The organism is Saprospiraceae bacterium, assembly GCA_016713025.1.
In the GTDB taxonomy this organism is placed as follows: Bacteria; Bacteroidota; Bacteroidia; order Chitinophagales; family Saprospiraceae; genus OLB9.
Genome location: JADJPZ010000002.1, coordinates 357127 through 374760, shown reverse-complemented (window position 1 = coordinate 374760; position 17634 = coordinate 357127). Strand labels below are relative to the sequence as shown.

General features: G+C 36.9%; 18 protein-coding genes. 5 read left to right on the top strand and 13 right to left on the bottom strand.

The features are described 5' to 3' along the window. Positions 1-38 precede the first annotated feature (38 nt). Positions 39-368 carry a hypothetical protein gene (locus IPK35_01770; protein ID MBK8052027.1) on the top strand — a complete coding sequence of 110 codons (330 nt, stop codon included), beginning with the start codon at positions 39-41 and terminating at the stop codon, positions 366-368. A 48-nt stretch (positions 369-416) separates the two neighbouring features. Continuing rightward, positions 417-1043 carry a hypothetical protein gene (locus tag IPK35_01765; protein MBK8052026.1) on the top strand — a complete coding sequence of 209 codons (627 nt, stop codon included), beginning with the start codon at positions 417-419 and terminating at the stop codon, positions 1041-1043. Between the two features lie 497 nt (positions 1044-1540). Here the strand turns inward: IPK35_01765 and IPK35_01760 are convergent, their stop codons facing one another. From IPK35_01760 to IPK35_01725, 8 genes are all read right to left on the bottom strand, one after another. Continuing rightward, positions 1541-1867 carry a hypothetical protein gene (locus IPK35_01760; GenBank protein ID MBK8052025.1) on the bottom strand — a complete coding sequence of 109 codons (327 nt, stop codon included), beginning with the start codon at positions 1865-1867 and terminating at the stop codon, positions 1541-1543. 489 nt (positions 1868-2356) lie between these two features. After that, the gene (locus tag IPK35_01755; GenBank protein MBK8052024.1) at positions 2357-3502 is read right to left on the bottom strand and encodes a cystathionine gamma-synthase; all 1146 of its coding nucleotides are present in this window, start codon (positions 3500-3502) and stop codon (positions 2357-2359) included. Positions 3503-4168: 666 nt separating this feature from the next. Beyond that, positions 4169-6169: a 1,4-alpha-glucan branching protein GlgB gene (gene glgB, locus IPK35_01750; protein ID MBK8052023.1), complete on the bottom strand. Its 2001-nt coding sequence runs from the start codon at positions 6167-6169 to the stop codon at positions 4169-4171. A gap of 67 nt (positions 6170-6236) precedes the next feature. Next, positions 6237-8111 (bottom strand): penicillin-binding protein 2, encoded by a 1875-nt coding sequence (locus tag IPK35_01745; GenBank protein ID MBK8052022.1) that lies wholly within the window; start codon positions 8109-8111, stop codon positions 6237-6239. A 219-nt stretch (positions 8112-8330) separates the two neighbouring features. Then, positions 8331-8852, bottom strand: a complete 522-nt coding sequence (locus IPK35_01740) for a hypothetical protein (GenBank protein ID MBK8052021.1) — start codon at positions 8850-8852, stop codon at positions 8331-8333. Further along, positions 8845-9672 carry a rod shape-determining protein MreC gene (gene mreC / locus IPK35_01735; protein ID MBK8052020.1) on the bottom strand — a complete coding sequence of 276 codons (828 nt, stop codon included), beginning with the start codon at positions 9670-9672 and terminating at the stop codon, positions 8845-8847. The genes IPK35_01740 and mreC overlap by 8 nt, the downstream gene beginning before the upstream one ends. Positions 9673-9693: 21 nt before the next feature. Beyond that, the gene (locus IPK35_01730; GenBank protein MBK8052019.1) at positions 9694-10725 is read right to left on the bottom strand and encodes a rod shape-determining protein; all 1032 of its coding nucleotides are present in this window, start codon (positions 10723-10725) and stop codon (positions 9694-9696) included. Between the two features lie 232 nt (positions 10726-10957). Beyond that, on the bottom strand, positions 10958-12232 hold the full coding sequence (locus IPK35_01725; protein MBK8052018.1) for an insulinase family protein: 1275 nt from the start codon (positions 12230-12232) through the stop codon (positions 10958-10960). A gap of 273 nt (positions 12233-12505) precedes the next feature. Here IPK35_01725 and IPK35_01720 point away from each other — a divergent pair, with 273 nt between their 5' ends. Both IPK35_01720 and IPK35_01715 read left to right on the top strand, forming a co-directional pair. Further along, on the top strand, positions 12506-13060 hold the full coding sequence (locus tag IPK35_01720) for an ATP-binding protein (GenBank protein ID MBK8052017.1): 555 nt from the start codon (positions 12506-12508) through the stop codon (positions 13058-13060). After that, entirely contained in the window at positions 13057-13593 is a 537-nt protein-coding gene (locus IPK35_01715) for a hypothetical protein (GenBank protein ID MBK8052016.1), read from the top strand. Before IPK35_01720 ends, IPK35_01715 begins: the two co-directional genes overlap by 4 nt. A 16-nt stretch (positions 13594-13609) precedes the next feature. Here the strand turns inward: IPK35_01715 and IPK35_01710 are convergent, their stop codons facing one another. The 3 genes from IPK35_01710 to IPK35_01700 all read right to left on the bottom strand — a co-directional run bounded on the left by IPK35_01710 (position 13610) and on the right by IPK35_01700 (position 14923). Next, positions 13610-13885, bottom strand: coding sequence for a transposase (locus IPK35_01710; GenBank protein ID MBK8052015.1), 276 nt, complete (start codon positions 13883-13885; stop codon positions 13610-13612). A 72-nt stretch (positions 13886-13957) separates the two neighbouring features. Continuing rightward, positions 13958-14578 carry a transposase gene (locus IPK35_01705; GenBank protein MBK8052014.1) on the bottom strand — a complete coding sequence of 207 codons (621 nt, stop codon included), beginning with the start codon at positions 14576-14578 and terminating at the stop codon, positions 13958-13960. A 120-nt stretch (positions 14579-14698) separates the two neighbouring features. After that, a complete protein-coding gene (locus IPK35_01700) occupies positions 14699-14923 on the bottom strand; it encodes a hypothetical protein (protein MBK8052013.1) in 225 nt (74 codons plus the stop codon). A gap of 313 nt (positions 14924-15236) precedes the next feature. On the opposite strand from IPK35_01700, the gene IPK35_01695 reads away from it, so the two are divergent. Beyond that, positions 15237-15821 carry a hypothetical protein gene (locus tag IPK35_01695; protein ID MBK8052012.1) on the top strand — a complete coding sequence of 195 codons (585 nt, stop codon included), beginning with the start codon at positions 15237-15239 and terminating at the stop codon, positions 15819-15821. A 27-nt stretch (positions 15822-15848) separates the two neighbouring features. Here the strand turns inward: IPK35_01695 and IPK35_01690 are convergent, their stop codons facing one another. Together IPK35_01690 and IPK35_01685 are read right to left on the bottom strand one after the other, a co-directional pair. Further along, positions 15849-16871, bottom strand: coding sequence for an SPASM domain-containing protein (locus IPK35_01690; GenBank protein MBK8052011.1), 1023 nt, complete (start codon positions 16869-16871; stop codon positions 15849-15851). A gap of 27 nt (positions 16872-16898) precedes the next feature. Next, positions 16899-17627 carry an FAD-dependent oxidoreductase gene (locus IPK35_01685; GenBank protein ID MBK8052010.1) on the bottom strand — a complete coding sequence of 243 codons (729 nt, stop codon included), beginning with the start codon at positions 17625-17627 and terminating at the stop codon, positions 16899-16901. Between the last annotated feature and the right edge of the window lie 7 nt (positions 17628-17634).

The following is a 17634-nucleotide window of genomic DNA, read 5'->3' as shown; positions in this document are numbered from 1 at the left end:
ATCTTCTCTTTAATGTAGGTGTACTCATCGGCAGGCAAATGGAAATGTATCAGGCTGAAAAACGGGTGCTACCTGTGGAGATGTATTTTCCGCATTTCTACACCAGAAATATCACCATCAAACTACCCGATGGCTATAAAATCGCAAATCCGGAAGTGTTTAATATAGAGCATTATGTCAAAGTCGATGGCCAGGATGCCGGTGGATGGCGCAGCAGCGCAAAACAAACGGACAAAACACTAGAAGTGACCAACCATGAGTATTACAAAAGTATGCAATTCCCGCTATCTGTATTTGAAGATTATAAAAAAGTCGTTAATGCTGCCGCTGATTTCAACAAGATAGTGGTGGTGTTGGAGAAGAAGTAGGTGGATATTTGAAACTTTAACAACGAAATAATAAAAACAATAAAAACAATGAGAAATCTTCTGACATTATTTTTAGCAATTATTGCAATAATCGTTTACGGACAGACTTTTGAAGGCAAAATCACATATCAAAATAGTTACAAGAGTAAACTTCCAAACGTGCAGGACCAACAATTCAACTCCATGATGGGAACTGTCCAGGAATACATTATTAAAGAAGGCAACTACAAATCAAGTTTTAACGGTACGCTCATTAAATGGCAACTTTACATTAACAAAGACAATAAACTGTATAATAAAATAGCAAACTCTGAGACTATCCTTTGGAATGTCGGCAATATAAATCCTGACAGTGTAATTAGTGTTGAAATAAACAAAGGCGTTGTGGACATACTTGGTTACAAGTGTGATGAAGTCAAAATGAATTGTAAAAGCGGAGTTCAAAAATACTACTTCAATCAAAAAATTGGTGTGGACATTGCATTATTCAAGAACCATTTTTATGGTAATTGGTATGAATACCTGAACGTATCCCAATCACTTCCACTGAAATCTATAATAGATACGCAACAGTTCAATTTGGTAAGTGAAGCGATCTCCCTTCAAGAAATGAAGCTTGACGCCAAAGAGTTTCAACTTCCAGAAAATGCCAAAACAGCAAAAAGTCCTTATTAATCTTGATGATACCACCTGGTTTAGTTGACTTCTCTTTGGATGGCTTGTAATAGTGAAACTAATGTGAATTGTTTAAACTTGTGCTTATATCAGAAAAGTAGTTTGTCATCATTGAATAATTTTCATTGTACTTCTAGGACAATATAAACGATGATAATTTTCTTTGAAAAAATTATATCTACACAATCTATACGCCATAATTTTTCAATAAAAAAGCCGAAGAATCATTTTCCTTCGGCTTCAAAACAATTAACTATGAAAAATGCTTAGAGTATGTTTATACTTTTATCATTTGGCTCCAAGTGGCAAATTTATTTTTAGCCATCAATATATTTTTCGCTGTAAGGGGTCAAGCTACGCTTGAGCTTCCGGGACGCTTCTGTCCCGATCAAGACATTTTTCTAAAAATCGTCTTGACCGGCTACGACTGCAAAATATGCCTTGTCCAAAATTAAATTTCCTCACTTTCGCTCAAACATATAAATATAAACATACTCTTATTTTATGTGGACAGGAACGGTATATACTTTGTTGTATTCCAGTTCATTAACCGCTATTTTTTTGTAGTTCAGCGTACTCTTTATTACACCGTCCAACTCTTTGTTGTTGGTAGTAACAACGATCACTTCGTTTTGTGAGTTGATAAAAAAACTGATATTCAGCTTTGTCTCAGACTTAACAAGATTTGTAAAATCAATGCTATTGAGGATAGTCCGGATTTGTACACTTTCGGGTTTTTTGGCAACTGAAACATCGCCTGCGATCGAAAATTGTGTCATCAAAGCAAAACCAACAACTGCGAAAATACTTTTTAAATTTTTCATGATGATAAATATTTAATGGGTTATAAAATCAAAATTATACACCAATGACGCTATTGTGTCCTATTGAGTTGCATGACTAAATACCGATCCTAGAGGATTATCTACAAATGTCGACTTATTTCGGATGAAGGGTCAATTTTATTATCTTCCTTTTTTCCACTTTAGAGTATGTTTAAAATTTTTCTTAGTTGTAACTCAAAACATTATGGTTCTGACGATAAAATAATCAACGCTTTGGCCTGCCTGACAACTATTTTATAGGCGGGCAGGTGAACTAAATAAGGCGATTATTTTGATTTCATGATCATAATATATTGATTTTAAGGCAATAAAATTTTTAACTTATTCTTATTTCTAAATTTCAAATAAAAAGGCAGAAGGATAATATCAAAATAGTTAATTCAAGAGAATATGCCTGAAAATCAACAAACTAACCCAAGTTTATCATAAATTTTCACATTCAATTTTCTGTTGGGTATAATTGCTTTCTTAAACCAAAGCCAATGCCTCCTCCAAATCCTGTATCAAATCATCCACATCTTCTATGCCTACGCTCAAACGTATCAAAGAATCCGTCAATCCCACTTTGAGCCTTTCTTCTCTCGGTATAGACCCGTGTGTCATACTCGCCGGATGACCTATCAGGGACTCTACACCACCCAGTGACTCAGCCAATGAAAAATAATGTGTACCGCTCAGTACTTTGCGTGCGCTCTCTTCATTGTTGGCTACCAAATCAAAGGATACCATGCCGCCAAACATTTTCATCTGCTTTTTAGCCACATCATGACTTGGATGGTCCGGAAAGCCCGGGAAATAAACTTTGGATACTTTTGGGTGATTTTTGAGATAAAGGGCAATTTTTTCTGCATTTTGGCACGCTCTTTCTACTCTGATATGCAAGGTCTTGATACCTCTGAGAATCAAAAAACAATCCTGGGGACCTGGTACAGCACCTACTGCATTCTGCAAAAATCTGATTTGTCTTGATATATCAGCATCATTGGTGATCACTACACCATGTATGACGTCAGAGTGTCCACCGATATATTTTGTAGCCGAGTGTACTACGATATCTGCTCCCAAATCCAATGGATTCTGTAGATAAGGTGATGCAAATGTATTGTCTACGCATACCATGATACCTTTACCTTTTACATGGTCACATACTGCTTTGATGTCTATGATGTTGAGCATAGGATTGGTAGGTGTCTCTACCCAGATCATTTTGGTATTTGAAGTCATCAGAGCATTCAGGCCATTTACATCGCTCATACCGACAAAATGAAATTTAATCCCGTACTTTCCAAATACCTTTGTCATGATCCTGTACGACCCGCCATACAAATCGTCACAAGCAATCACCTCATCTCCTGGATTGAGCAGCTTCAGTACACTATCCATGGCTGCCAGTCCGCTTCCAAAACAAATAGCATCTGTGGCATTTTCGAGTGCAGCAAGGTTTTTTTCCAGTACTGTTCTTGTTGGATTTTGAGTACGCGCATACTCATATCCTTTATGATCGCCCGGTGCTGCCTGCACATAGGTTGATGTCTGATAGATAGGTGTCATGATCGCTCCTGTTGAAGGATCAGGCTCAATTCCCGCATGGATAACTTTGGTGGCAAATTTCATTATGTGATAACTTATTTGGCTCAAAGGTAATGAATAATACCAATTCCAGGAATTGTCATAATAAAAGCGCTGCATTCCCCTTCAGGGGCAGGGGTAAGAAAAGCCAAATTACCTTCCCAATAACTCTCATTTCCTCAAGGGACGCCCCACCCTTTACCTCTCTTCAGACATCAGATCTGTCCTTCAGGGGTCGGGGGTAAATTGAGGAAATATTCCATCTGGACTCATACTCATAAGTGCCGTTTGCCCACTACCTTCATTCCCTCAAGGGACGACCCACCCACTTGTCATAATAAAAGTGCTGCATTCCCCTACAGGGGCAAGGGTAAGAAGAGCCAAATTACCTTCACAATAACTCTCATTTCCTCAAGGGACGCCCCACCCACTTGTCATAATAAAAGCACTGCATTCCCCTTCAGGGGCAGGGGTAAGAAAAGCCAAATTACCTTCCCAATAACTCTCATTTCCTCAAGGGGCGACCCACCCTTTACCTCTTCAGACATCTGATCTCTCCTTCAGGGGTCGGGGTAAATTGAGGAAATATTCCATTTGGACTAATACTCATAAATGCCGTTTGCCGTTTTCATTCTTATCCTAAAAGAAGTGCCATATGTTATACACACTTTTGTATTACTATTCATGATTTGAAAATGGCCAACTAAAATGTTATGGAATTTTACCCTTCACTTTGGTTTCCACTTTTTTTGTTGTCGCTGCTTTAGTTTTTGTTGCTTTGGGCTTGTCTTCCAATGATGATAACAAGCGATAGACTGTTACGGACAATGGTGGAATATCTATTTCCAGTGTATGTTTTCTGCCATTCCATTCTATTTTCCTGGTTGCAACCTTTCTTTTTACTTCATATCCGCTACCCCAAAAACTCTTATCATCAGAATTAAATATCATCTGCCAGGTCTGTTTGGCATAAAGTCCGACCTTGTAGGTATTGTGCGCAGTGATATTCAAATTGCATACTATCATTAGTACATCGTTTTTTATATCTGATTTTCTTTGAAATATCAATATGGAATTAGCTCGGTCACCGGCATCGATCCATTCAAATCCTACAGGACTGAAGTTGTAATGATATAATGCTTTTTCAGATTTATAAAGATGATTGAGAGCCTTGATTGTATCATTCAAACCCCTGTGGGATGGATACTGGAGTAAATCCCACTCCAATTGGATGGTAAAATTCCATTCATTGTATTGTCCCATGTCATTTCCCATAAATAAAAGTTTAGTGCCCGGGTGCGTAAACATGTAAGCATACAGTGTCCTCAGATTTGCAAATTTCTGCCATTCGTCGCCGCTCATTTTTCCAATCATAGACGATTTGCCGTGTACCACTTCGTCATGAGATAATGCCAGCATAAAATTTTCAGAAAAAGCATACATGATACTGAAAGTAATGTCATTTTGGTGAAACTTTCTGTATTTAAACTCCCTTTTAAAATAATCTATAGTATCATGCATCCATCCCATCATCCATTTCATACCAAATCCGAGTCCTCCCTGATGAACTGGTCTTGACACCATTGGGTATGAAGTGGATTCTTCGGCGATAGTCTGAATCCCCGGAAATGCCCCATATACTGCTGTATTGAACTCCTGTAGGAAGCTGATAGCTTCAAGATTTTCGCGACCTCCATATTGATTGGGCTCCCACTCTCCTTCTTTTCTCGAATAGTCCAGAAAAGCTATTGATGAAACAGCGTCTACCCTCAACCCGTCAATATGATACTTCCCGAGCCAGAAAAAGGCATTGGATATCAGAAAACTGCGTACCTCGGGCCTTCCGTAGTTAAAAATCAATGTATTCCAATCGGGATGAAAGCCTTTCCTGCGATCCGGATGTTCATATACACACGACCCATCAAATGTAGCCAGTGAAAAGTCATCAGACGGAAAGTGTGCCGGAACCCAATCCATAATAACTCCGATGCCTGCCTGATGCAACTTATCTATCAAATGCATCAATGCTTCCGGATTCCCAAATCTCCCTGAAGCTGCATAATATCCCGTCACCTGATATCCCCAGGACGGTTCATAGGGATGTTCGGCAAGTGGCAAAAACTCTACATGAGTATACCCCATTTCTAACAGATAGGGAATTAGTTGGTCGGCCATTTCCACATATGTCAGTGATCTTTTTTCTTCAATATGACGCCTCCATGAGCCAAAATGCATCTCATAGACCGAGTGAGGCTGATGATGTGTATTGATAGTTTTGCGGTCTGACATCCATTTTTTGTCATTCCAGTGATACTTAAAATCCCAGACTACGGAACCTGACCTGGGTGGAACTTCTGCTTTGATAGCATATGGATCAGCTTTCATTCTGATGCGACCGTGGTTGTATGGATATATTTTGTATTTATATATAGAACCATGATTCACACCGGGGATAAAACCCTCCCAGATACCGGAACCATCCCATCTTGAATACAACATGTGATTCGATCCGTTCCAATGATTAAATTCACCTACTACGCATATCTTTTCGGCATTAGGTGCATATACTGCAAAATAACAACCATCTTCGCCATTAAGGTGCAGCAGATGTGATCCTAATAAATTGTATATGTGGTAATGTTTGCCTGTCTTAAACAGCGCTATATCAAAGTCAGTAAAAAGTGAGTGAACATGTACTTTTGATGAATCCATAATTCGTAAACATTTGGCACAATTTACGAATTATCAATTAAATATTAAGCAGCAAATGCAAAGAAAATTACAAACCTACTATTTTAGGAACGGCGCCGGCTGTTTTAACAAGCCCTTTAAACATTTTGTCTTCCAGATATTTTCTCGCAGGGGATACTTTTTTATTTAGATATTTCTCGATCAACAAACTGGAAATAGGAGCTGCCCAATCCCCACCCCATCCGGCATTTTCAACAAAAACAGCTACTGCGATCTTTGGATTATTTTTGGGTGCAAATCCGAAAAAGACAGAGTGGTCCTTGCCGTGTGTGTTTTGTGATGTACCTGTCTTGCCACAGATATCAAGCCCTTCGACAAATGCTACTCTTGCAGTACCTGCGAGAACTACATTTTCCAGACCATCGACCACAGGGCCAAAATGCCTCGCATCGATTCTGACTTTGTGTTTGGTAGTAAACTTGTCCGGCACAGGCTTACCTGATAGATATTTTCTGATGAAGTGTGGTGTATAGAAGTGCCCTCTGTTAGCTAAAATGGCAGCAAGATTTGCCATTTGTACAGTGGTCAACTGCATTTCTCCCTGACCGATACCCAGCGAAATAACCCATGCTGACCTCCATCCTGTCAGCTCACTTCTGTAAGCTCGATCATAGAAAGCTGAATTAGGTATAAATCCCTTATTTTCATAACTAAAATCAAGTCCCAGTTTACTTCCTAACCCAAAATCCTTTAGATATGAAACCACAGTATCCAGACCGATACCTGGCTTTTTAAAGGAATACATGTCGAGCAACTCTCTCATCATACCACAATAATATGTATTGCAGGAATATTGGATCGCTGAAGAAATGCCAGTGATAGGAGCGTGTCCATGACATTTTACCACCTTGCTGGCACTCAAACGATAGCCTCCTCTGCATATGCCTCCTCGACCGGCTGAATAAAGCCCTTTTTGCATTGCAATCAGTGACAAAATAGGTTTAAAGATAGATCCGGGAGGATATCTGTTGGTAACAGCCCTGTTATTTAGTGGTCTGTTGATGGTGTCCATCAATAATTGACTCATTCCCTCATTTCTGTTTTGGTCCAGACTGAGTATATTAGGATCATATGTAGGAGCACTGACCATAGCAAGTATCTGCCCAGTAGAAGGTTCTATTGCTACAAGTCCTCCTCTTTTATTCATCATAAGACTATCTGCATATGCCTGCAATTCCAGATCTATACTGATCTCCATATCTTCTCCGGGGATCGCCAAACTGTCAAGTCTCCCATTTTCATATGCCCCTATTTTTCTGTTATGTGGGTCCTTAAGGATATAATTGATACCTTTAGTACCTCCGAGTTCGTTCTCATATGCAATTTCAAGGCCTGTTTTTCCTATGAAATCTCCCATTTCATATTTACCAACTGAATTATCAATAATTGATTGGTTTACTTCACCCAGATAACCCAATACATGGGACGCATTATGGTGAGGATATCCTCTTATGATCCTTTCTTCAGCGGTAAACCCAGGAAACTTATGTATGTGCTCCTGAAATATTGCAAATTGTTCAGGGCTGATTTTATTTAAAAAAACAAAAGGGGTCGATTTGTGAAATAACTGGCTACTCCAATCCTTCTTTAAATTATCAATAAATGTGGTTTTATCAATATTGAGAAGATGGCAAAACAAAGTAGTATCCATTTTGGGGTCTATCTTTCGATACAATGCATAAATCACATAGATAGGTTTATTATAAACCATGGTCTTCCCGTTTCTGTCCGTAATGAGTCCCCTGGCGGGATGTATCATTTTCCTTTCCAGTGTTGTTTCTCGGGCCCGCTCTGTATACTCTCCTGAAAACAATTGCATTTGTGCAGCCCTGAATATAAATATTATTGCCACTATCACAATGGTATATAAAAAAACAAATTTGCGATCAGTAAGATGTCTCATGAATTATTAGTATTCAACCTAAAAATCTAAAATAATAATCTATTACGACCTCCAAATACTTCAAAATCAGTCTCCGCCGCGGCGGATCACTTATAGCTTCGCACCATAGTGGTGACTACAGCATAGCTGCACACAGTATGATTTGTCGCTAAAAGTGCTTCCGCCGGGGCGGATTGTATTTGAAGCTCTCACTACGAATCTCATTTTAGATATTTAGGTTCAATATTTGGTATTAAAAATAAACTGAATAATCATCACCACAATAAAACTGCAAATAAAACTAAAAACCGAGCTTAGAAATATCTCAAAAATGTATACAAACGAAAATGCTTCTATGCTGAAATACACAAAAAAATGTATCAGCAATAATATACTGATATAAGAAATAAACCATGAGAATCCCAGCTGTTTGATAGTAGGGACATCATCAATATTATACCCCGAAAATGGTTCTAAAAGTGCGATAACAATATTTCTTACATACGCAGTAAATACTAAAGCTGCTGCATGTATGCCCGGCGAATCGTAAAAAATATCCAAACAGATGCCAAAAACAAATGCAATTATCAGAAGTAAAGACCTTGTCGTTTTGACAGGCAAAAGTAAAATAGCCATTGGGTAAATCAGAAAATGTACATTTGAAATATTACCGATGGGAAGTGAGGCTTGTTTAAATATCCAGACTTGGGAAAAAAACAAAAGTAAGATCCTTATGACATTTGTGCTGATAACTCTACTCATTTTCTACTTCATTTTCGAGTTTGGACTGTTCGTCGGCATATTTGTTTTGTATCACATATCCATATTTAGGATTCATCGGGTTGTTAAAAAGTTTTACGGTGATATCATAACTATTACTTCCGGGTTTCACAGAAAAGGTCTCCACCTTTCCTACTAATATTCCTCGTGGAAAGATAGTGGAGTAACCACTCGTGATCACAGTATCTCCATACATTATTTTTTCATGTTTTGGTATAGATTCCAGATTTGCCCGGAGAGGATCACCTGTATTCCATACCAGTGTACCATGTCCGAATCGCGATTTTATAGCACAACTGATTTTGGACTGACTATGAAGGATTGAAGTAACATGTGCATAATTTTCTGAGACATTTCTCACTACTCCTATTATACCCTGATGGGAAGAAATGACGCCCATATCTTTTCTTATACCTTCTCTACTACCTTTGCACAAGGTGATATGATTGTTCAAGAGATGAATTGTACTATTACATACAGTGGACGGAATTAATTTATACTGATCAATTAATAAGCTATCAGCAGCCGGAATTCTGTCATTTCTATAATCGATGGTGATAAGTTGTTCCACCAAATTGGCATTCTGAAACATCAGGCTGTCATTCACCTCACTTAAAGATACAAATTGTGAAAGTCTTGCCTTTTGTTCGGCAATTTTTCCGGCATAAAGGTTGGAAGAGTTGAGAAATACTTCCCTTTGGGTTTTATTGTAATTGATGATGAGATTGAAGCATATGACTTCCAGCACTATGAATAACAAGTGCGCTCCATACCGTACTAAAAGTTGAATGACATTGTTCATTCAATAGTTAAATTACAAATATCAAATGCTTTTTCTATCCATAAGGAAGGAATATCTTGCAGAATTTTTCAGAGCAAGACCCGTACCTCTTACAACAGCCCTGAGCGGATCATCTGCAATATGAACTTTAAGTTTGGTTTTTGCTGCCATCCTTTTGTCCAATCCTCTCAATAATGCGCCACCTCCGGTGAGATATATACCAGTGCGAAATATATCTGATGATAACTCAGGTGGAGTATCTTCAAGGGCTTTAAGTACAGCTTCTTCAATTTTAGAAATCGATTTATCTATTGCTTCTGCCACCTCCACATGAGTTGTAAAAACCTGCTTTGGAATACCGGTAAGCAAATCTCTGCCATTTACAGCAAATTTTGCCGGCGGATCAACTATATCAGGAATCGCCGCACCGACATTTATTTTTATTTGTTCTGCAGTACGTTCTCCTATCAGAATATTATGTTTTCTTTTCATGTAGTCGATGACATCATTGGTAAACTCATCTCCGGCAATCCTGATAGATTGATCAGTTACTATACCTGAAAGTGCTATCACGGCTATTTCTGTAGTTCCTCCCCCGATATCAATGACCATATTTCCAATAGGTTCTTCTACATCCAGTCCTATTCCCAATGCAGCAGCCATTGGTTCGTGGATAAGATAAGTTTCTTTTGAATCCACGTGGTCTGCACTGTCAAAAACTGCTCTTTTTTCCACTTCAGTAATTCCGGATGGGATACAAATAACCATTTTAAGGTGGGTAAAAAATCTTCTCTTTTCACCTATCATATTGATCAGACCCTGAATGAGCGCCTCAGCTGCCTGAAAGTCAGCTATAACCCCATCTTTCAGTGGTCTTATAGTCTTGATATTGTCATGTGTTTTTTCATGCATTTGCATAGCTTTTTGTCCTACAGCTATGACCTCATTTGTATTTCTGTTTACAGCAACTATGGATGGTTCGTCGACGACCACTTTGTCATTTTGAATGATAAGAGTATTGGCTGTTCCCAGATCGACTGCCAACTCTTGTGTAAAAAAATTAAAAAACCTCATTATGTTTCAGGTTGATGGTGTTTTTGATAAAAAATGATATAGATTAAAAAGACGCAAAATTAATGATTTTTAGTGTGAACTCTATCATTTTTTACTGATAATGTGGCGATTTGTCCAATTATTTATTAACCTTTGATTTTATTAACCTGTTTATTCATTCTTGACACCGTTTGTATCGATTAGTAAATTTTGTTTGATCCAATCGTCTAAACATAAAAATTAAACCTTAAGCTTATTCAGGAGACACTATTACCTCGATAAAGTCTTTAGGCTTAAAATATTTTTGGGCAACTTCCATGATTCTTTCCTTAGGCATTTGTACCAATTCCTGACTGAAAGCTATAAAATCTTCAGGTCTTTTATCAGTGAGTATCATACTCTTCACAACCGAAGATGTATTCATAGGACCATCAAGCATATTTAAAAATGTTCCCATTAAATAATTTTTTACCATATCCAATTCTTTATCTCCAATTTTTTCCTGACAAAGTAAATCCATCTGATGGTGCACTTCGCTGAGAATGGGTTCAATATAGCCGGGATCTGCCTCCGTACTTACATAAAAACAGCCATCATAAAGATATTGATCCATATTGCTGGAAATATCATAAGTATATCCTTTTTCTTCACGGATACTCATCATGAGTCTGCTGCCAAAGTATCCGCCAAAGACTACATTCAACAGAAAAAATGCTGCATGATCCGGGTGATTTTTATTGAATAAATGGTGCCCTGTTTTCAAGGCACACTGGTGTTCATTTTTGGTTGTAATATTGATTTTACGTCCCAGTACATCAGATGGGATATGTGCATAGTTTTTCTTTTTGCTGATTTTGTGTTCGGAACCAAAAAGGTCTGCTGTCACTTTTCTGATTTCATCTGTGATACGCCCACTTATGAAAATATGGCAATTGTCGCTGCCATAATAGTTCTGAAAATGATCCTTCAACATATCAGATGTGAGAGAAGTATAATCTGCCTCGGTACTATTATAACCATAAGGATGGGTTGTTCCGTAGATTTCTTCTGTTATCTTTCTATAGGCCAAGACTTCATTTTTTGATAACTCTTCCCTTAACTTCTGAATATTGAGATTTTTGAACTTTTCTGTTTCGTCCTCTGGAAATATCGGATGATGATACATATCATGGAGTACAGGAATGACATTGCCAAAATGTTTTGTAAGGCTGTATAATGTACAATAAGAATAATCCATATTTGATGCTGACTTGATACTGGCACCAAAATAATCTATCGCTTCAGAGAGCTCTGCCGAATTTTTGGTGGCCGTCCCATCTTTGATAAGGGAAGAAACAGCTCTCCCGGCCAGATGATGATCTTCTATCGCCCGACCTGCTTTATGAAATATTTCAAATTTTATGATGTCCTGACTTCCTGAATTTATTTCACATACTTTTATGCCATTTGGTAGTGTATGTAGTTCATAATCAGGAAGTAATAATTTATCTATTTTATTAATAATTGGCCCAGTTTTCCGGTTGATCATTGATCTTAATTTTGGCAAAGGTAGAAACAAATCTGAAGTTTTATACCCCTGTTATGATTATAATAATTTCTAAATAAGCCACTAAACCAACTTTAAATAATCAAATTTTTGTAACTACTCAGGTATATGCGTTCAAATCACAAAAATCAGGTCATTTTAAGTCAGACGAAGCTCTTTTTTGAGTGAATAGCAGGGCTATTGACGAAAAAAGCTGAAGTATCACTTAAAATGGGCATTTTTTGGTTGAACAGCCATGTACCTGAGTAGTTACGAATAAAATTATTTCTTAGTTACAAAAATTCATTCAAAACTTTTCAACAAATTCGTGACAGGTATATTGATATATTTCCACAAGTTGAAGATATTAAAGTTGAACCATTAGATTATGAAGATGAGGTTGACCTTCCTTTTTTCTTTAAAGAATATCCTTTTATTCAAATTAAGGAAAGAGGAGTTGAAAAATGGATTAAGCAAGAATATATCTCTTCAGGAATGTTTCGAAGCTTAATTCATATAAGTGAAATTTATCTTTGCAGTGAAGGTAGTGTGTTTTTAATTGACGAATTTGAAAACAGTTTAGGAATAAACTGTATCAATGAATTAACTAGTGATATTCTGGCTTCGAAAAGGCAAACCCAATTTATATTAACTAGCCACCACCCTTATATAATAAATAATATTGGATTTTCAAATTGGAAACTAGTTACAAGGACCAAAGGAGTAGTAAAGACACATAATCCTTATGAATATAATATTGGCAAATCAAAACATGATGCATTCATGCAGTTAATTCAACTCGAGCAATATCAAACTGGCGCAGAAATATGAATTTATATTTCATAGTAGAAGGTAGAAGAACCGAGAAAAAGGTTTATCCTGCTTGGTTGTCATTTTTAATCCCAAAATTTTCACAAGTTCAATGGGCCTATCAAGCCAAAAATGAGAATTACTTTCTGTTCAATGGAAATGGATTTCCTGCATTGCTTCATAATCATCTAGTTAAGTCAATTGAAGAAATCAATGAGTTAGGAAATTTTAACTATTTAGTATTAATTCTTGATACTGATGAATCCACAATAAATGAAAGAATTCAAGAAGTTACAAATTTTGTTGCAAATGAAGCCATTAAACTAAAAAATTGTGAATTAGTAGTGATTCCTCAAAATCGTTGTATTGAAACTTGGTTTTTAGGAAACAGGCTAGTTTTTAAGTCAAATCCTAAAAGTAGTAACCTTGTTGAATTCATAAGGTTTTATAATGTCAAAAATAATGATCCTGAAAAAATGGGTGTTTATAAAAATTATAACACACATTCTCAATTTCATGCAGATTATTGTACAGAATATTTAAGAGAAAGGTAACTACTCAGGTACAAAGTTAAGCATTAGCTAATACTTGGAGAACGTTTAGATTTCTTTTTATAGCAGTATCAATAACTGATCTTAGGACTGCATAATATGAAGCACCTTGGTCTGACCTAAACTGACCGCTAACCTTGAGTTTTACCTTTACGTTTCTGATGGCTTGTTCGCTAAAGTTGTTGTCTGGTGGTACTTCCATTACTTTTAGAAAAGTAAGTAGATATTGTTGGTGTTTGTTTAGTCTTTTTTTGTAAAGTATGTAGTTTTTTATCTTTGGAATGTATCTCTTTATTCAGTATGTGGTTTAGTGTTTTTTCAATTTGGTTGATTTGTGTTTCATAGTTGGCTTCAGCATTTGTAAGCATTATTTTTTTAGAGCCAAGGCTTTCCATATTAATTTAGTCAACTCGTAAGCCCATTTATTTCTCTTTTCAATAAAGTATTGTAATTCTCTAAGTATATGGCTTAGGCATATCTGACGTCCTTTTGCCCCTATGATGAAGTGTGCCTTCCAGCAATCATGGACCAATATAGTATTAACAAATCCTTCGCCAAAGTACTTCTCAATAGTTTCAAAGCCTCTATTTGATGAAACTACTATAAAGGTGACTAATCTTGTTTGCCATGCCCACAACCATCGCAACTTACCGTTTACCTTGCCTCCTGTTTCATCTGTTCCCACACAGCTACTTTGTTGTACCTCTTTTTGTATTTCTTCATACTGTGGCATACATCTTTGTGCCAAAGACTTTATTTTATTGACAATTGTTCCTTCGCTGATGTTTAGATTGAATACGTCTGCAAACATCTCTCGTATTCTGGATACGCTCACATACTGTCTGGCTGAAAAGTATCCACATAATGTCTCAATGTTTCGACCATAACTTATCGGACTCTTTACATGGTCAGGAAAAGAACTGACACAACAAGCTCCACAACTACAACGTCTTTCGTACACCCCTATGCTCATATGTTTGTATGGCAATGGGCGGTATGTCTAAGACTTGTCGCCTTTCTTTCAATGTTGGAACATCGATATAAATTGTTCCGCATACTGGACACGTCTGGTCAATGTGATCAATTACCTCGGGTTCAGAGTGAAATTCTAATGTAGTTCCTTCGTGACCAGTTTGGCCTCCTGTTTTCTTGCCACTTTTTTGTCTGAGACTTTTTGTTGTTCTTTGTATATCCGTTGAGGAGGAAGTGAACTGTTTGAGCTATTCTTTTTATGACTCAATTCTATTATCCTTGCCTTTAATTTTTCGTTATCTTCTTTGGTAAGACGTAATTCTTCTTTGGTAAGACGTAATTCTTCTTTTACCTCGACCAATTCTTGGCGAAGCTGCTCAACTAAAACTAATATGGAAGATAAATTTTCGATATTTTCTTGATTTTAAATCAAGTTCTATATCAATACTTTAAGGTTGGTCGTACAAAGTTATAACTCTTTTTGTATTTTTACAACTTTATTTTTATGCTTTTATACCTGAGTAGTTACAAATTTTTTAATTTTGCAATTTAGAAATCATAATTATTACATGATTGAAAATTGGATGGTCTTTTTATCAAATAAAAGAAGACTCATTTTTTTTATTTTACTTGTAGCCAGCGGCTTTTTTTCTGTATCAATGTTTTCAAAGTTTATGATATGGAATGAGACCAGACCTGGTATGGCATATAGTGACCCTATTCTGGCTCTGATGGACCCATTAAATCTTAGCCGTATCACTATGCCTTTGACGCTCATACCTATTTTTATTGGTATGGTGTTGATCTTCATGAATCCAAAAAATACCACTTATTTTTTCTTTTCGGCTTTTTTTATTTGTGTACTGCGATCATTGACCATGTTATTGGTTCCATTAGAGCCTCCTATTGGTATCATCCCATTGACAGATCCTATTATTGAAAAATTATTTTATGGAGGACAAGTACTTGAGAAAGATTTGTTTTTTTCAGGACACACCGCAAATTTAGTTTTGATAGGTTTACTTCTTGGAGACAAAAGACGCAAAAGGATATTTTTCTTTATTGCGTGTATAGTTGGCTTGTTACTCATGTGGCAACGAGTTCACTATTCTTTTGATGTCTTTGCCGCGCCTTTTTTTGCATATCTGGCTTACAGATTGAGTGTTTATGCCGGCGATAAAACTCTTCTCAAATCATCTGAATTGCTCAATTCATTTGGTGATGAATTAGAATCGGATGTAAGTCTTAAGAATTTTTAAAACTTATACATATCTCATCTTTTTTCGTTATGCCCACACTTTACAACCTTCAGTACAATTTTTACAAATATCTATCTGCTCCCTTCCTTTAAGCAATGCAGTTCTGAATTGATGATAATTTTCGCTATGCCATATAGCCCTGAAATCAGCATTTTTGAGGTCACCTAGTCTGTGCTCAGCATCTTTATCAAAACAACATGGTACCACGATGCCGTCCCAGGTTATCACACATGCGTGCCACAATTTCCAGCAATGGTTCAGTAATTCGTTTTTAACTTTATAAGTACCATCGGCTTGTTTGGCATATCTTGAAAATTTTTCTATGTCTGGTATCAATTCATTACCGTATTTGTAGTCATACACCTGAGCAGTTTTGAGTTTGACTTCATCAACGCCTATTTCTTTTGCAAGTTTATATATTTCAGGTATTTGATGTTCATTGGGTTTGACTACCAGAAACTGAAAGATGATATGAGGTGTATTGGAATTTAATGCCTTTTTCCATTTCACAAGATTTCTTGCGCCTTGTAATACAGTCTCCAGTTTTCCTGCTTTTCTATAGTTTTCATATACTTCCTGAGTAGTGCCATCCACTGATATTATCACTCTGTCTATCCCTGATTCAATCGTTTTTTTGGCATTTTCTTCATTCAAAAAATGTCCGTTTGTAGAAGTAATGGTGTAAATCCCTTTATCGGATGCATATTTGACCATAGACAGAAAATCAGGGTTGATATACGGCTCTCCCTGAAAATAAAAAATGAGGTACACCAGGTCCGTATAAAGTTCATCGATCGTTTTCCTGAAAAAATCTGTCTTGAGATTGCCTGTCTCTCTGGTAAAACTTCTCAGTCCCGACGGACACTCAGGACACCTTAGATTGCAGGCAGTCGTAGGTTCAAATGATATGGTCATGGGCAAGCCCCATTGAATAGGCCTTCTTGTCCATTTTGTAAGGTAAAATGAAGTAAATAATTTTAATGCATTAACAATACGTCTTATGGTCAATTTTTGGAGAAACCGCCATGTATCTTTGATATACCAATTCATACATCAACATTTTTTGCCCGATATGGCTCATCCATATAATTCATAATGAATTTGTGATTTGTCATATTTTAAATCAATCATCAGTTTGACAATGGCTTCATCAATCATTTTTGACCAACCGCAAATGTAAAATTTTCTGTCACTTTTTATGTCTTTATATTCATTCATATAGATATCGTGGATATAACCATGGTGAAAACCTTTCTTGTTTTCACGGGATAGTGCTACGGAATACTGAAAAGCAGGATTTTGATTTTGAATTTTTTCAAATTCTTCACGATATAGTATATCCTGATAGGTTCGCGTCCCAAATATGAGATGTATCTTCCCGAAAGGAATATTATTACTTTCTATATATTGTATCATACTTCTGAACGGAGCAACACCTGTACCTGTACACAACATGATGATTTCATCATTCAGGTCTGCCGGCAAAACAAAAGTACCATCCGGTCCTTTAAACTTCAGCTCTGAACCAACACTGATTTCTTCAAACAGATATTTTGTGCCAAGTCCATCCTCAGATCTTACAATACAAAATTCAAGAATATTGGTACCATCCGGGCAATTAGCAATCGAATAGCTACGCCACCTGTGCAGTCGTTTTTCACTCACGGGAAGATCCATGGTCACGAACTGGCCCGGTATAAAATGAAAGATGCCTGCGTCCTGCGGTACTTCAACTGTAAACCGTCGGGTAAATGCTGTGAGCTGTTCTATTTTTAAAACCCTGGCATGATACCATTGAGTAGGCATGGTTGTA

Coding starts and splice junctions, on each gene's coding strand:
- IPK35_01770 (MBK8052027.1), top strand. CDS start 39: ATGGAAATGTATCAGGCTGAAAAACGGGTGCTACCTGTGGAGATGTAT.
- IPK35_01765 (MBK8052026.1), top strand. CDS start 417: ATGAGAAATCTTCTGACATTATTTTTAGCAATTATTGCAATAATCGTT.
- IPK35_01760 (MBK8052025.1), bottom strand. CDS start 1,867: ATGAAAAATTTAAAAAGTATTTTCGCAGTTGTTGGTTTTGCTTTGATG.
- IPK35_01755 (MBK8052024.1), bottom strand. CDS start 3,502: ATGAAATTTGCCACCAAAGTTATCCATGCGGGAATTGAGCCTGATCCT.
- glgB (MBK8052023.1), bottom strand. CDS start 6,169: ATGGATTCATCAAAAGTACATGTTCACTCACTTTTTACTGACTTTGAT.
- IPK35_01745 (MBK8052022.1), bottom strand. CDS start 8,111: ATGAGACATCTTACTGATCGCAAATTTGTTTTTTTATATACCATTGTG.
- IPK35_01740 (MBK8052021.1), bottom strand. CDS start 8,852: ATGAGTAGAGTTATCAGCACAAATGTCATAAGGATCTTACTTTTGTTT.
- mreC (MBK8052020.1), bottom strand. CDS start 9,672: ATGAACAATGTCATTCAACTTTTAGTACGGTATGGAGCGCACTTGTTA.
- IPK35_01730 (MBK8052019.1), bottom strand. CDS start 10,725: ATGAGGTTTTTTAATTTTTTTACACAAGAGTTGGCAGTCGATCTGGGA.
- IPK35_01725 (MBK8052018.1), bottom strand. CDS start 12,232: ATGATCAACCGGAAAACTGGGCCAATTATTAATAAAATAGATAAATTA.
- IPK35_01715 (MBK8052016.1), top strand. CDS start 13,057: ATGAATTTATATTTCATAGTAGAAGGTAGAAGAACCGAGAAAAAGGTT.
- IPK35_01695 (MBK8052012.1), top strand. CDS start 15,237: ATGATATGGAATGAGACCAGACCTGGTATGGCATATAGTGACCCTATT.
- IPK35_01690 (MBK8052011.1), bottom strand. CDS start 16,871: ATGAATTGGTATATCAAAGATACATGGCGGTTTCTCCAAAAATTGACC.
- IPK35_01685 (MBK8052010.1), bottom strand. CDS start 17,627: ATGCCTACTCAATGGTATCATGCCAGGGTTTTAAAAATAGAACAGCTC.